Genomic DNA, 14,542 nt, shown 5'->3' on the forward strand with positions numbered 1-14,542 from the left:
ACGACGCCGCAGCTCAGCGGGATAAGGGGAGGGACGTGCCATGACTCAATCCTCTCAGGGAATCGAGTCTCCATTCCAACCGGGGCGGTTCAGTGAGAGGCGTGTGGGACGCGGAGATGCCGCAGGCAGGCCTGAGATCCCATGACGTGTACGGCTACCTGTCCAGCGCTCGGGTGCACTGACGCAGGGCGTGGCTGCCGAAGTCCTCCGCGATGAGTTCGGGGCCCCCGGCGGGCCGCCGCGCCCGGATCCCACACGACGACGGGCGACTCAGCGCGGCCGTCCCGGCCTGGGCCGATACAGGGCGCCGGACCGCGCTCGGTGAAGTCATTCCGTCGTGGGGCGGTGGCCGATGTGGGCCTCGCGGCGGTACTCGGCCTCGGCCACCACCAGCAGGAGGTCCAGCGATCCGGCCAGGAACATCCAGGGTTCCTCGACGGCCTCCCGCATGCGCGCCATCCATCCCCCGGCCGGCAGTCGGCACTCGAGCCAGGGCAGGATGCCCAGGTGGCTGCCGACGTAGATCCTGTCGGCCATGCCGCGGCCCGCCACCATCCCCTCGACCCACGCGTCCACCGTCCGGGGATCGGAGTCGTCGGGCAGGGTCGCCGCCGGTCGGGCGGAGATGTCCCGGAAGCCCCAGAGGGTGCCGTCGACCCAGGCGGGCACCGCCCCGGTCGTCAGGCCGTCGCCGGTGAACAGGCCGGAGAACCCACCGGTGATGCGTTCCAGGGCGGCCTTCTCCCGGCACTCCCGGAGCTTCTGCTGGAGCCTGCTCTCCACGACGGCTCCCTTGCCGGAGTAGGTGGGGTGCCTGGACCGGATCCGCCTGCACGTCCTGCCCCGGCGGATCGCCGGCCGACCTGTCATGCCTCCGCCGCCCCGTGAGCGGCCTGCGGAGCCCGTCAGCGCGGGAGGGTCCAGGCCGGTGAGTCCTCCGGGGGCAGGGGTTTGACCCGCCACGCCGACCGGTCGGCGTGCTCGTCCCAGTAGGGGACGTCGCCGTAGTACATGCCGTAGGCCCAGTACTCGGCGGACTCGTGGCAGACCAGGTCAGGGTAGGGGTCGAACTCGGTGTTCCCCCAGGCGTGGTTGATCCTGGCCACGGCCTCGGCCCGGCTGACCGGGAACAGCCGCTGCATCTCGTCGGCGATCTCGGAGAAGAACGCGTGCATCTCCTCGTCCGCCTGCATGACGAACTCACTCATGCTCATCCCACTTCGTGCACGGCGTGGAAGGAACGGTTGACGAGGTCCGCTCTCCCTTGTCTGGAGAAGGCTATCTGGCGGCCGCCGAGCCTCATCGGGACGTTCGGATCCCTCAGGCTGTTCATGTTGAGCAGCATCTTTCCCTCCACCATGTCGTAGTCGTGCATGGCTGAGCCGTCGGTGTCCGCGCGATGGTTCCTGATGAAGTCGCCCAGGGCGGCGTCCTCGTTCGCCCCGAACCTCCGTCCGTGCAGAGCGTCGAGCTCGTCCCTGGGGACCCGGTAGTGCAGGACGGCCGGCTCCTCACCTCGCCGTTCGCCCAGTCTTCTGGCCCACTGCTCGGCCTGGACTGAGGTCAGCTGGTCATGGCTGTCCCAGGTGTACTCCCAGGCGAGGACGGAGCCGGAGAGCGTCCTGCGGGTCTGCCGGACCACCCGGCCCTGGCCGTCGTACTCGTAGGAGGCCCGTCCCGCGCGGCGCAACCGGCCGCGTTCCACCACGCGGTCGCCGTCGGTCTCCCCGGTGCCGGAGGACGCCCGGGTGACGTTTCCCGCCGGGTCGTAGGCGTACCGTTCCGTCCATCCCTCAGCGGTGACGGCGGTGACCCGGCCCCGGAGGTCCAGTTCGTACGAGCGGAGCCCGGAGAGAGCATCCTCGGCACCGACGAGTACGCCGTCCGCGCGATGGGTGAACCTCCGGCCGAGGACGTCACGCCCGTCGACCGCCACGGAGAGGCCCAGCTGGCGGTGCCTGCCGTCCCACGCACGGCGGAGCACGGCGGAGCCGAAGGCTCGCTCCGTCTCGCGCCCGGCCGCGTCATGGACGAACCGCATCGTGCCGTGGTCGCCGCCGAGTTCCGTCGGACTGCCCGCGGCGTCGTACGTCCACCGGCTCTCCAGGCCGCTCGGCGTGCGGCGCCCGACCCGGCGCCCGGCGGCGTCGAAGGTGAAGGCGAGCAGGCCGGCATCGCTCTTCTCGGAGAGCAGACGACCCACCGGGTCGTAGGTGAATCGCAGCTCGCCGGAGCCGTCGAGGATGCGGACCGGCCTTCCGACGGGGTCGCGGAGGTACTCCACGGTTCTTCCGTCGGCGTGCAGCGCGGCCGTGCGCCCGCAGGCGTCCCGGGTGTACCGCACGGTCTGGCCCGCCCCGTTGGTGCGCGAGGTGAGCCGGCCCGCCCGGTCGCGGGTGTAGGTGACGGTACGTCCTGCGAAGTCGGTCTCGGAGACGAGGCTGCCGGCCGCGTCGTACCGGTAGGCCCACTGCGCGCCCTCGGGATTGGTGACGGCGACAAGCTGCAGCCGGGTGTCGCAGGTGAAGGTGTAGCGCGTCCCGTCCGGCTCGTTGCGCGCGGCGAGCCGGCCGAAGGCCGTGTACTCGTAGCGGGTCACGGCGCCGACGGCATCGCGGTGGGCGGTCAGTCGGCCGTCGGGGTCGTAGGTCCACTCCTGGCGGCCGCCGTCGGGGTCGACCTGCCAGGCGGGCAGTCCCTCGACGGTCCACCCGTATCGAGTGACGTTCCCCAGAGGATCGGTGACCGCCACCGGCCACCCGAAGCCGTCACGCTCACAGGCGGTGACGTTTCCCAGGGGGTCGGTGACCGTCACCGGGAGGCCGGACGGGTCGGTGGTGACCACGGTGCCGGAGCCGAGCGGGTCCGTCACGGCCTTCGGCCACCCGGCACCGGTGTGGGCATAGCGGACCCGGTCACCCGTGGGGTCGGTGACGGCGCTGAGACTGCCCTGGTCGTCGTACTCGTACCCCCACCGCGTACCAGCACCTGACCGGCGCGATCGAGGTCGTCCGCGAGTTCCGCCCCGAGGGTGAGGTCCTCAGACGACCGGGCTGACCCCGCCGGTCCACACCACGGCACAGGAGACCTGTGCCGGCGCACTCCTCGCCCAGGCCGCGACCCACCGCAACCTGCGGCACGAGGTGCTGCGCCCCCCCGAGACCGCCGCCGGTTGGCCGCGCACTGGAACGGCGACCCGCTGGCCACCGACCGCAGCGCCGCGCAGTTCGGGCAACGACCGCCTGCCTAAGAGCTCGTAACACGATCTTGAGGGCCGGTGCAGGTCAGCCGTAACCGGTAGGACGGTTGGGCCGTTCGTGAGGGCGTGAGCGTCAAGCCGTGGGGCGTGGACGATGGCTTGTGGGCGATGATCGGGCCGATCCTGCCGCCCTGGCCCGAGCGTTCCCCTGGACCCGGACCCGTGCCGGACCGACTGTGCCTGCAAGGCATATTGTTCGCGCTCTACACCGGGATCCCATGGCAGCAGCTGCCGTTGGAACTGGGATTCGGCTCCGGTCAGACCTGCTGGCGACGCCTGGAGCGCTGGCAGGGCGCCGGCGCCTTCGACCGGCTGCACCGGATACTGCTCGCCGAGCTGAACGCGGCCGGAGAACTGGACTGGAGCCGCGCGTGCGTGGACGCCTCCCACGTGCGCGCGAAAAAGGGGGTTCCGCGACGGGCCCATCGCCGGTCGACCGCCGCAAGACCGGCAGCAAGCACCACCTGATCAGCGACGGCGACGGCATCCCGCTGAAGGTCATCACCACCGCGGCCAATGTCAACGACGTCACCCAGACCCTCGCCCCGGTCGACGGTGTCCCACCAGTCTCCGGTCGGGTCGGACACCCTCGCAAACGCCCTGACGCCCTACTGGGCGACAAGGGCTACGACAGTAACCCCAGCCGCGAGGAACTGCGCCGACGCGGGATCTTGCCGGTCATCTCCCGCAAGGGCCGGCCCGACATCCAGGGCCTGGGCAAACTGCGCTACGTCGTTGAACAGACCTTCGCCCTGCTCCACCAGTTCAAGCGCCTCGCCGTCCGGTGGGAACGTCGCCTCGACCTCCGCGACGCCTTCGTCTCTCTCGCCTGCTCCCTCATCTGCTGGAGAAGACTCCGGAAATCACAGCCCGCCTGAGCTGGCACTCAAGCCTGTGGCCGGTCGGGCATTTCCACTCCGCCACCGGGTGGCGAACTGATGAAGCAGCTGCCCCGCAGGCCGATGATCCAGCCGAGGGCGCTGGCAGAAACGGGCACGTCCAAGCGCCACCCATTAGCGAAGCGCACGCGCAGACTGCCCGAATCGGCTGCGTGGACCTCGGCGACTACCTGATCGAGCAACTGCGGGAGCCGGTCAAGGGTTACCCGACCGGAGGCGTGAACGAGCAGGGCTTCGCTGTCCGTCGTCAGCTCGGCAGGACTGTGAACCTCGATCCTGTTCGAACCGGTGTGCAGTTGCAGGACACTGCCGATGATCACCTCGCCGATGCCAATCCCACGCATCGAGCGGACGTCCCAGCCGCCCTCCACGCGGTTGATCCCGTTCTCCATGCCGTAAGACTACGGGCGCCGGTCGCCGCAGCCGCGCAAGATCGTGTTACGAGCTCTCAGCCAATGCCGTTGCATTTGGGTTCTGAGTCGCGGGTCAACCCCTGATGAACGGCGCAACGGGACGTCCTGATAGATCAACTTGTGTCGAGCAGGAAGATCGTCGGGAGTCCCGTTGCAGGAGAAATCTGCCATCACGCGCACCATCGAGACAGCGCCGGGTGTGTTCGCTTCCGGGCACCTCGGCGAGCTGACCCAGATCGCGGACTTCGCCCTGGTGGACGCGGTGCTCGGGGAGACCGGTAGCCAGGAGAAGCGTCTGCGACTGCTGCCCGCCAGAGTGGTGGTCTACTTCGTCCTGGCCCTGGCTCTGTTCGAGCACTGAGGCTTTTCCAACCTCAGCTTGACGTCGCGAGCTGAAGCGCGAGGACGGCCCTGACCAGGTCGGTGATGCGGGTGGTGCTGCAGCGGAGCTTGCGCAGCAGTCGCCAGCTCTTGAGGGTGGCCATAGCTTGTTCTCCGACCGCGCGGATCCTGGCGTGGGAGACTCCCCCAGCCTTCGGCCGGGGGTGCCCCCATCGGCCCTCTGGCCTGCGGAGAGCTTGTCCCAGCGGCCGCGGTAGGGCACCCGGACGGTGCCGCCGGCGCCCTGGTACCCCTTGTCCCCCAGCAGCGCACGCAGGCCTCGGCCAGGGCGTCGATGATGCCGTGGGTGCGGGCGGCCTTGATGCCGTGGACCGCGCCGGGCAGGGCGGGCGAGGCCCACAGCAGCCTCCCTGGGGGCACCCCCGGCCGGAGGCTGGGGGAGGGTCGGCGATGACCTGCACGTTCATGCCGTGTTTCTTGTGCTTCCCGGAGTAGTGGGGGCGGTCGGCGGCGATCCGGTCGATGGGCAGCAGGGTGCCGTCCAGGATGACGAACGCCTTGCGTGCGGCGGTGCGGGCGGCCTCGGCGAGGTCGGGAGCAATGGCGGCCAGGACCTCCACCGCCTCCGCGATGGAGCGGTGGACGGTGGCGATCCCGACACCGAACCCGGCCGCGAGCTGGGCGTTGGGGGTCCCTCCCGGCCGGAGGCTGGGGGCGTGTGGCCGCAGCGCAGGTGGGCCAGGACCAGCAGGGCCTGTCGGTCCGCGCTCAGCCGGCGCCACCGCGTGCCGAGCTCCAGGCGCCGCGCGGACAACAGACGGGAGAGGTAGCGCAGTGTCGCGCTGGACGGATCGATCCCCGATGGGTGGACAAGCATGCGAAGCTCCGGGCGGACAGGTTGCTCTTGGTCGGCAACCCGTCTACCAGGAGCTTCACCCCTTCCCAGACCCCACCCCCACGCCAACCGGCCACCCGATCAGCCAAGTGGGAAACGGCTCACTGCTCCTATCGCGCGGTGTGGAGCAAGCTGACCGCCGGCCTCGGCCCGCTCGCCCTGACCGTCCCGGCCGTCTCCTCGCCGGCCCGGGCCCGTCGCCGACTTGGTCCCGCACCGCTGCGGCGTCTGTTCGAGACGCTGGCCGGGCCGGTCGCCCGCCCCGGCCGGGCCGGATCCTTCTACCGGGGCCTGCGCATCGTCGCCGTCGACGGCGCCTTCCTGCACGCTCCCGACACCGAGCAGATCACCTGGCGCTACCCCCAGCGGATCGGGGACACGATCGAGTTCGGCTACCCGCTCCTGCGCCTGCCGGTCATCGTCGAGTGCGGCACCCGGGCCGTCCTGGCGGCCTGCTTCGGTCCCGGGAGCACGGGTGGACTCCCCTATGCCCAGCGCCTGCCGGGCTGCTTGGACAGCACGATGCTGCTGCTCGCGGACGCGAACTTCGACGCCGTCGACTTCCTCCACGACCTCGCCGACACCGGGGCCAGTTTCCTGGTGCGCTCCTCCGCCCGCCACCGCCCGGTCATCCAGCAGCGGCTGCCAGACGGCTCCTACCTGGCGACCCTGAACACGGCCGTCTACCGGGCCGGCGTCGGCTACCGGCTCCTGCCGGTCCGGGTGATCGAGGCATGGATCACCGTCACGCTGGCTGACGGCACCACCCGCAGCGAGCCCTGGCGCCTGGTGACCAGCCTGCTCGACGCCGAACGCTACCCGGCGCCCGAACTCGTCGATCTCTACCACTGCAGGTGGCAGGCCGAGACCACGTACTTCTCGATCAAAGCCACGATGCTCGACGGCCGCGTCCTGCGCTCACGCAGCGTCCCCGGCCTGGAGCAGGAGGTCTACGCTCTGCTGGCGACCTATCAGACCCTCATCCGCACCGCCGACGACGCTGTGGTCACCAGGCCCGGGGCGACCATGGAGCGCATCAGCTTCACCGTCCTGTTGGAGGCAGCCGCAGACCAGGCCACCCTCGCTGCCGGCGTCTTCCCCAGGCCGGCATCACCCCTGGCCGGAGCGATAGGACGAGCTGTGCTGAACGCCCTGGGACCCGCCGCGCCACGCCAGCGCGTCAAGGCCCGGACCCGCAAGAACCCGACCAGCAAGTACGGGCCGAACGCTGGGAAACGTCCCCAACAGACCCAGACCTACGCCCTCACCGTCGACATCCAGACCATGGAGAGCGGACTTGCATCACGCCGCCGCTCGTAAACGCAACGGCGTTGAGCTCTAAGCCACACCGCCCGCGACTTCCGCAGACCCCTGGCCGCCCTCGGCCTCACGGGATAAACCCGGACAGACCTCGAGCATGCAAGGGGCCCTGGCTGGGAACCCCGGACGCGCAAGATCGTTCAAAACCTTGTGTGTGCTGTATGAAGGCTGCGATTCTCTGCGCTGTGATCGACTTCAGCAGACCGCCGGCGGCTGATCCGGCCCTGCGCGGTTGGTGGCGCGATGGCCTCTCCTCGGCCGAACTCCCCTGTCTCCGGGAGCCGGAGTGGGCCGCGTTCGCCACGGCGGCGCTCGCCGCCGCCCCGCCCGCAGCATGTCTGCCGGTCGGCGATCTGCCGGGTCTCACCGGCTTCCGTGCCGTAGTGGCCGCGTTCGCCGAGCCGGCCGGCGCCCGACTGCCGGAAGCCCTTCCCGGGGCCGACGTCGACCTGCCGTCGGTCCGGGAGCAGTTCGTCGATGGGCTCGCCGGAACCCTGGCCAGACAGGCCGCCCGTACCCTCGTGCTGGAGCTCAATGTGGCCAGGGTGAAAGGACAGTTGTCGGGGGACACCCCGTCGGAGCGATTCCGCGACTTCCTCGTCCGGGCGGGAAGCCGGGACGGCCTCAGCACGCTGGTTCACGAATACCCCGTGCTGGCGCGGCTCCTGGCGCAGACCTGTGTGCATGCCGCCGACGCGCTGACGGAGTTGCTCACCCGGTTCGCCGAGGACCGAACGGAAATCGTTTCGACACTGCTGGCCGATGCCGATCCTGGGACACTGGTGTCGGTACGGGCCACCACCGGCGACGGGCATCAGAGCGGTCGCAGCACCGCGCTGCTGGTCTTCGCCGACGGCACGCGGCTGGTGTACAAGCCGCGGCCGCTGGGCGCACACCGGCACTTCAACCAGGTGGTCGACTGGTTGAACGCTCGACCGGGGACGCCCGGGCTGCGGACCGTTGCCGTACTCGAACGGCCCGGCTACGGCTGGCTTGAGTACATCTCCCGGCTTCCCTGCGACGACCAGGAGCAACTGGAGCGCTTCTACCGACGGCAAGGTGCCTGGCTCGCCCTGCTGTACGCCCTCGACGCCACCGACCTGCACTTCGAGAACCTGATCGCCCACGCCGACCATCCCGTTCCGGTCGACGTCGAGACTCTCTTCCATCCGCCTGCGCCCGGCACCCCCGACGAGGATCCCTCGGTGCTCGCGCTCAGGGCGTCGGTATACCGGGTCGGCCTGTTGCCGCACCTGGTCCTCGGCGAAGACGACACCGCCCTGGACGTCTCGGGGCTCGGCGGTGACGCCGGAGCCGGTACGCCCAGACCGGCTGTCGCGTGGGCGGACGCCGGCACCGACCGGATGCGGCTGGTCCGCCGCGCAGGGGCGATCGCCGGGGCCGGGAACCGACCTGTGGTCGACGGCCTGGAGGCGGACCCCGCCGACCACCTCGAGGTGCTGCTCGACGGCTTCCGCACGGCCCACCGTGCGATCACCGCCGGACGGGAGGATCTGGTCGGCCCGCAGGGCCTGCTGCGCCGCTTCGCCGAGGACGAGGTGCGCGTGGTGGCCAGGTCCACGCAGGCGTACGCGACGCTGCTCGACGAGTCGACCCACCCCGACGTCCTGCGCGACCGGGCAGCCCGGGACGACTTGTTGCGGCTGCTGGAGACGGACGCGCTCGGAGAACCGGGCTGGCCGCGGCTGGCCGACCAGGAGGTCGCCGAACTGTGGAACGGCGATGTTCCGCTGTTCACGACGCGACCGGACTCGATGGATCTGTGGTCCGGCACCGGCGTGCGGATCCCGGCCGCCCTCGAACGACCTGGCCTGGACAGGGTGGTGGACAAGATCCGGACCCTCGGGCCCGACGACCTCCGTATTCAGGAGTGGATCATCCGAGCGGCGATGGCGGGTCGTTGGACGGGACCCGCCCATCGACCCGTGTCCCCCTCCCCCCTCAAGCGCCCCGGCCGTGGCCGTTCCACCGGCGCGCCGGACCAGGCCCTGGCCCCCGATCGGCTGCTCGTGGCAGCCCGCGTCATCGGCGACCGGTTGGTGGACGCCGCTCACCGGGGGCGGAACCGGGTCAACTGGCTCGGCCTCGAACTGCTCGGCGACCGGTACTGGCGGCTGGGGCCCGGCGGTGCCGATCTGGCCCACGGTTACCCTGGGCCCGCGCTGTTCCTCGCGCAACTCGCCGCGCTCACCGAGGAGGCGTCCTACGCCGAGACGGCGCGCCGTGCGCTGCTGCCGGTGCCGCAGCTGCTGAGCCGTCTCACGGCACAGCCCGACGAGTTACGGGCGGTCGGCACCGGAGCCTTCGCCGGACTGGGTGGTATCGCCTACACACTCGCCCGGGTGTCCTTCCTGCTGGATGCCCCAGATCTTCACGGCTGGGTCGAGCAGGCGGCGACGCTCACATGTGCCGCCGCCGAGGCTGAGGCCGACGCCCGGATAGCGGCTGCGGAGGGAGGCGAACCACCGTCAGGTGTCGCTGCGGGAGCGGCCGGAGGGCTCGCGGCGTTGCTCGCCGTGCACCGGTTCACCGGCAGCACCACGGCCTGGCGCGGGGCCCGGCTCCAGGCGGACCAACTCGTCGACCGTCCGCTGCCCGCCGCACCGGGCTTCGCCGCAGGCGCGGCGGGCATCGGGTGGGCACTGTCGCGGTTCGCGGCGGCCGGTGGCGGCGACCGGCACCGCTGCGCCGGGCTGGCCGCACTGCGGACGGCAGCCGCCTCGGCGGTCCGCCCGGGAATCGAGCCGACCTGGTGCCAGGGTCTGCCGGGCATCGCCCTGGCGATCTCCGACAGCCCTGCCGCGCTGGCGGACCCGGAGCTGGCGAACGTCGTCACGCAGGCCGCCCGGAAGGCCGCCGCTCACGGCACGCTGCCCGACCACAGCCTGTGCCACGGCGAGTCGGGTGTCCTGGAACTCCTCGATGGCCTGCCGGACCAGTGGGCGCGGACGGCGCTGGACCGCCGGGTGAACGAACTGGTCACCGCGCTCGACCGTTCCGGGCCGCGCTGCGCGGCCCCCGGCGCTCTTGCGGTTCCAGGGCTGCTGACCGGCCTGTCCGGCATCGGCCTGGGACTTCTTCGACTCGGATTCCCCGGGCGGACGGCTTCGACGCTGCTGCTGCAGGTCGACTCCCCTGCGGTCGTCACCACAGACACCGCGAACACCACAGGAAGGAACTCCCGCCAGTGAACACCGAAGAGTTGGTACGCAACTGGAAGCAGCCCCAGTCCCGGCGCGGCGCGGCAGCCGACCATCCCAGTGGGGAGATCGCGCTGCGTACGGACGGCAGTCTCGCCCGCCGCGGCCGGCTGCTGGGCGAGATCGTGAACCTCACCGGCACGCTCACGGTCAGCATCCCTCTCACGCCCGCACCCACCGACTAGAAGATCACCCCGACATCTCGGTTCCGGTCCCGCGTGTACTGGTGCGGGGCCGGACCGCCGCCCACTCGGGTGATCCTCCAGAACGCACGGCACGGCAGCCGGTGCGCTCGCGGGCGGATGTCCGACGGGGGTGACGGGTCGACAAGAAGTGCCTCCACAAGCACATCGGATCGCCACAAAAATTCAGTAATCTCCCTGGCATGCGTATCACTTCGTCACGCATCGTAGGCAGGGACGCCGAACTCGTTCTGCTCAACGACCTGCTGATTGACCTTCGGCAGCGCAGCGGAGGTGCTGTGTTCCTGCTGGGTGAGGCGGGGATCGGCAAGACCCGGCTCGCCAACGAGTGCGAGAACCGGGCCCGCTCCCTCGGCGTGCCGGTCCTCCGCGGCCGGGGCAGTCCGAGCGGGTCAGGTACGCCCCTCCGCCCCCTGATCGAAGCGCTCTCCTCCCGCTTCCGGATCAGTGGACCGCCGGCGGACCCGGGGCTCGGACCGTACCGACAGGCCCTGTCCCGGCTGATACCGGAGTGGCGGACGGCAGCGGCCACCGTCCACCGTGAGGGCGTGGTCGAGCTCGCCGAGGCACTGCTGCGCCTGCTGGCCGTCCTCGGCCGGGACGAGGGCTGCGTCCTGGTGCTGGAGGACCTGCACGACATGGACTCCGAGACGATCACCGTCCTCGAGTACCTGGTCGACAATGTCGCCGGGCTGCCGGTTCTGCTGCTGGCCACTCTGCGGCCGCAGCCCGGACCGGCCTTCGATCTGGCCGACCTGGCCGACCGGCGGAGGGCCGCATCGGTCGCCGCCCTGCGACCGTTGCAGGCCGAGGCCGTCGCGGCACTCGCGGCCGGCTGCCTCGGCGTGCCTGCCGCCGCAGTCCCGGCCGCGGCGGTCGAGCGGCTGGTGAGCAGCAGCGACGGCAACCCTTATCTGGTCGAGGAGTTGCTGGCCGAGATGGTCGGTTCCGGCCTGCTGCGGCGTTCGGCCACCGGGTGGCAGGTGGTCGGCGATCTGTCCTCCACCGTCGTCCCGGCGAGTGTGGTCCGCGGGTACGGCCGCCGGATCGAGCTGCTGGATTCCCGGGCCCGGGAGACGGTGCTGCTGGCGGCGTCCCTGGGCGCCCGGTTCTCCGTCGCCACCCTGCGTCTCATCGCGCAATCCGACGAGCAGAGCCTGTTCGCCCAGCTGAGGTCGGCGATCGAAGCGGGCCTCGTCCTGCCCGACCGTGCGACGCCGGACCGGTACACCTTCCGCCACGCCCTCACCGCCGAGGCGGTGCTGGCGGCCATTCCTCCGGCGGAGCGGGCTGCCATTGCCAGGCATGCCGCCGTGGCCCTGCAGAGGGCCGATCCGGAGTTGTCCGACGACCGGTGCCAGTTGGCTGCGGGGCTCTGGGTCGCGGCCGGCGACCCGGCCGAGGCAGCCCTGCTCTATGCCGAGGCCGGACGCCGTGCGCAGGCCGACGGCCTGTCCGGCACAGCCGTGGTGCTGCTGCAGCGAGCCCACGACCTCGCCGACCCGGCGACCCGGGCCGGCATCACGGAGTCCCTGCTGTACGCCCTCGCAGAGGCCGGGCAACTCGACCGTGCCCTCGCCCTGGTCGACTCCCTGACGCCGGTCGGGACGGCTGCGCTGGACGTCGACAGCAGGATCGCGGTGCACACACGGCTGGCCTGGGTGGCCGTGACCGCCGAGCGGCCGACGGCAGCCGCGGGCCAGGTGGCGGCGGCCCGGGCGCTGCTGGTCGAGGGCGGCACCCCGGAACAGAACGCGGCGCTCAGCGTGGTCGAGGGCCACCTGTCCCTGCTGCCCGGCCAGGACGGGTCCACGGCCGATGCCGAGCGTACGGCCCGGGAGGCGGCCGAGGTCGCGGAGCGAGCGGCGCTCCCGGTCCTGGCCTGCCAGGCATGGCAGTTGCTCGCCCTGCTGGTTCGAGAACGCGGCTTCGACACCGCGGACGCCTGCCTGGAGCGGATGCTCGCCGTCGCCGAGACGCATGCGCTTCCGCTGTGGCGGGTCGAGGCGCTGACGCGGCTGGGCGCCAACGCCTACATGCGGACGGGCGACAGCCGCAGGCTCGAACAAGCTCGCGAGGCCGCCGATGAGCTGGGCGCGATCATGCTGGCTCAGGACATCGAGGGCGCTCTGGCGATGAACGCGGTGCTCCGGGGCGACCCGCGGACTGCCCGGGAGATCCTCGGCCGCTGTCTGGACGCCAGCGCGCGGATGCACAACCTCGGCACCCACCGCTATCTGCTGCTGATCTCCGCGACGCTCGCCGCGCACCTCGGCCGCCGACGGGAGATGGAACAGGGCCTGGTGAAGTTCCGGCAGGCCGCCGGCGCCGAGTCGCCGTTGACACCGGTGATGCTCGGCCTGTGCCGGGCCGTCTGCGCCCTGCTGGAGGAGAACCGCGACGGCGCGGTGGGCGAACTGGCGGCGGCAGCGGACTGGGAGTCCTCGCATCCCAGCATGTTCTACCTCGCCGGACGCCACGGGCTGAGCCTGCTCCTGGAGGTGCTCGCCGGCCGGGCCGGCCGGGCGGAATACTCCGTCGTGGCGGCCGCTCCGGCGGCCGGTTTGGCCTGGAACCGTCAGTTCCTGCTGCTCGCCGAGGCCGTGCTGCTGGGCAGGGAGGGCCGGGCGGAGGACGCGGCCGAAGCCGTCGCCCTGGTACGGCAGACGGCCGGGCTCTTTCCGACCGGCCACCATCTCGGCCTGCGCCTGGTGTCCGAGGCCGCCCTCGCGGACGGCTGGGGCGACCCCACGTCCTGGCTGCAGGCCGCCGAGGAGTACTTCCATCAGCTCGACGTGCCCTCGGTGGCGAGCGCCTGTCGGGCGCTGCTGCGGCAGGCGGGCGTGACGGTCGCCCAGCGCCGCAGCGGGCGGGACCTGATCCCCGCCGCGCTGCGAGCGCGTGGCCTGACCCCGCGTGAGTACGAGGTGCTGGCGCTGCTCACGGAACGACCCAGCAACCAGGACATCGCCCGGCAGCTGTGCATCTCACCGCGGACGGTCGAGAAGCACATCGCGAGTCTGCTGCAGAAGATCGCCCTGCCCGACCGTGCTGCACTCAGCCGGCTCGCGGCCGACATCTCTGCCGGCTGAGGTGGTCCCGGTCGCCGGCAACGGTCCGCGGAAGAGGGTGACCGGCGGTTCGGGATCGAGGTGGACGTGCCCGCCCGGGCGCACCGCGTGGGCGGACGGCCCCCGGTCGGCTTCCGCGACCGTTCACCCCGGGTGCCGGTGACGTGCGGGTGCGCGGCACCGCGCACCACCAGCAGCTCGCACGCCGGCTCTCCGTTTGGCCGCGCACCGCGGAGAAGCGCGTCGCCGCCCTGGCGCGTAAGAGCGGGCGGGCCGACCGGTCCGCGCTGTGCGCGCCGGCCCGCCTGCTGAGCGCGGAGACGTAAACCGGCGCGACGGGCCGTCGGAGCAGGACGGCGGGAACGGTCCGGCGGAAGGCGGCCCGAAGAGTCAGGACGGCGGACCTGACAGCGGGAACGATCCGGCGGGGCAGGACGGCGGGATCGATCCGGCCGGGCGGCCCGACGGGCAGGACGGCGGGGCGGACGACAGGCCCCGCCGGGGCGGCGACCTGCTGCGATACCGGTCGCGCACTGCGCGTAGACCGATCCCGGAGCGGCCGCGTCTAGCGTCCTGTCCATCGGCGAAGGGCTCACGGCTCGAGCCGGGGTCGCTTGCGAGGCGGCCGCACCACTCCATTGTTCCGTGGATCGATCAAGGAGAATGATCATGGCTGACAACATCGAGCCCACCGGCACCGACGAGAACGAGGTCGAGGCGCACGCCGAGTCGGTCCTCCCCCTTCAGGACCTGGGCGTCGGCAGCCCGGCGGACGAGGCCGGCCTCGTCGGCGACGGCAGCAGCGTGAGCCTGGCCGCCTGCGCCTGATCACCCCACTGCGGGGCCCGGGGGGGCCCGCCCAAAACCCCCCCCCCCCCCCCCCCCGGCCCCCAACCCCCCCCCCCCAACCCCCCCCAAC

General features: G+C 71.6%; 10 protein-coding genes and 3 pseudogenes. 7 read left to right on the top strand and 6 right to left on the bottom strand.

Annotation, left to right across the window (positions count from 1 at the left end):
- Window positions 1-327 precede the first annotated feature (327 nt).
- The 4 genes and pseudogenes from ACFY07_RS26940 to ACFY07_RS26955 form a co-directional block, all read right to left on the bottom strand.
- A complete protein-coding gene (locus ACFY07_RS26940; protein WP_390872144.1) occupies window positions 328-783 on the bottom strand; it encodes a hypothetical protein in 456 nt (151 codons plus the stop codon).
- Window positions 784-905: 122 nt separating this feature from the next.
- Window positions 906-1,208 carry a hypothetical protein gene (locus ACFY07_RS26945; RefSeq protein WP_390872145.1) on the bottom strand — a complete coding sequence of 101 codons (303 nt, stop codon included), beginning with the start codon at window positions 1,206-1,208 and terminating at the stop codon, window positions 906-908.
- 2 nt (window positions 1,209-1,210) lie between these two features.
- A complete protein-coding gene (locus ACFY07_RS26950; protein WP_390872165.1) occupies window positions 1,211-2,041 on the bottom strand; it encodes a hypothetical protein in 831 nt (276 codons plus the stop codon).
- 60 nt (window positions 2,042-2,101) lie between these two features.
- Window positions 2,102-3,007: pseudogene (locus ACFY07_RS26955) on the bottom strand (RHS repeat protein); the annotation flags it as partial.
- A gap of 360 nt (window positions 3,008-3,367) precedes the next feature.
- Here ACFY07_RS26955 and ACFY07_RS26960 point away from each other — a divergent pair.
- Window positions 3,368-4,137 (top strand): IS5 family transposase gene (locus tag ACFY07_RS26960; RefSeq protein WP_390872166.1). Its coding sequence is split into 2 segments (ribosomal slippage): window positions 3,368-3,659 and window positions 3,659-4,137, totalling 771 coding nucleotides; the frame shifts between segments, so codons are not numbered across the junction.
- Between the two features lie 8 nt (window positions 4,138-4,145).
- On the opposite strand, the gene ACFY07_RS26965 is transcribed toward ACFY07_RS26960, so the two are convergent.
- Window positions 4,146-4,550, bottom strand: coding sequence for a DUF6188 family protein (locus tag ACFY07_RS26965; RefSeq protein ID WP_390872146.1), 405 nt, complete (start codon window positions 4,548-4,550; stop codon window positions 4,146-4,148).
- 190 nt (window positions 4,551-4,740) lie between these two features.
- Between ACFY07_RS26965 and ACFY07_RS26970 the strand changes: the two are divergent.
- Window positions 4,741-4,923 (top strand): annotated as a pseudogene (locus tag ACFY07_RS26970) (transposase domain-containing protein); the annotation flags it as partial.
- A gap of 22 nt (window positions 4,924-4,945) precedes the next feature.
- Here the strand turns inward: ACFY07_RS26970 and ACFY07_RS26975 are convergent.
- Window positions 4,946-5,790, bottom strand: a pseudogene (locus ACFY07_RS26975) (transposase family protein).
- Between ACFY07_RS26975 and ACFY07_RS26980 the strand changes: the two are divergent.
- From ACFY07_RS26980 to ACFY07_RS27000, 5 genes are all read left to right on the top strand, one after another.
- Window positions 5,779-7,128 (top strand): IS4 family transposase, encoded by a 1,350-nt coding sequence (locus ACFY07_RS26980; protein ID WP_390872148.1) that lies wholly within the window; start codon window positions 5,779-5,781, stop codon window positions 7,126-7,128. The pseudogene ACFY07_RS26975 and the gene ACFY07_RS26980 sit on opposite strands and share 12 nt — an antisense overlap.
- A 185-nt stretch (window positions 7,129-7,313) precedes the next feature.
- Window positions 7,314-10,340: a type 2 lanthipeptide synthetase LanM family protein gene (locus tag ACFY07_RS26985; protein WP_390872149.1), complete on the top strand. Its 3,027-nt coding sequence runs from the start codon at window positions 7,314-7,316 to the stop codon at window positions 10,338-10,340.
- Complete coding sequence (locus ACFY07_RS26990) at window positions 10,337-10,534, top strand: hypothetical protein (protein WP_390872150.1); 198 nt, start codon at window positions 10,337-10,339, stop codon at window positions 10,532-10,534. The genes ACFY07_RS26985 and ACFY07_RS26990 overlap by 4 nt, the downstream gene beginning before the upstream one ends.
- Window positions 10,535-10,734: 200 nt before the next feature.
- Complete coding sequence (locus ACFY07_RS26995) at window positions 10,735-13,644, top strand: helix-turn-helix transcriptional regulator (protein ID WP_390872151.1); 2,910 nt, start codon at window positions 10,735-10,737, stop codon at window positions 13,642-13,644.
- Window positions 13,645-14,292: 648 nt separating this feature from the next.
- Window positions 14,293-14,451, top strand: a complete 159-nt coding sequence (locus tag ACFY07_RS27000) for a hypothetical protein (protein ID WP_390872152.1) — start codon at window positions 14,293-14,295, stop codon at window positions 14,449-14,451.
- Window positions 14,452-14,542: the final 91 nt, after the last annotated feature.

It is taken from the genome of Streptomyces sp. NPDC001380, assembly GCF_042895785.1.
GTDB lineage: Bacteria > Actinomycetota > Actinomycetes > Streptomycetales > Streptomycetaceae > Peterkaempfera.

Excerpts from the sequence above, each read along its gene's own strand:
- ACFY07_RS26945 (WP_390872145.1), bottom strand. The coding sequence starts at position 1,208 with ATGAGTGAGTTCGTCATGCAGGCGGACGAGGAGATGCACGCGTTCTTC.
- ACFY07_RS26965 (WP_390872146.1), bottom strand. The coding sequence starts at position 4,550 with ATGGAGAACGGGATCAACCGCGTGGAGGGCGGCTGGGACGTCCGCTCG.
- ACFY07_RS26950 (WP_390872165.1), bottom strand. The coding sequence starts at position 2,041 with ATGCGGTTCGTCCATGACGCGGCCGGGCGCGAGACGGAGCGAGCCTTC.
- ACFY07_RS26995 (WP_390872151.1), top strand. The coding sequence starts at position 10,735 with ATGCGTATCACTTCGTCACGCATCGTAGGCAGGGACGCCGAACTCGTT.
- ACFY07_RS27000 (WP_390872152.1), top strand. The coding sequence starts at position 14,293 with ATGGCTGACAACATCGAGCCCACCGGCACCGACGAGAACGAGGTCGAG.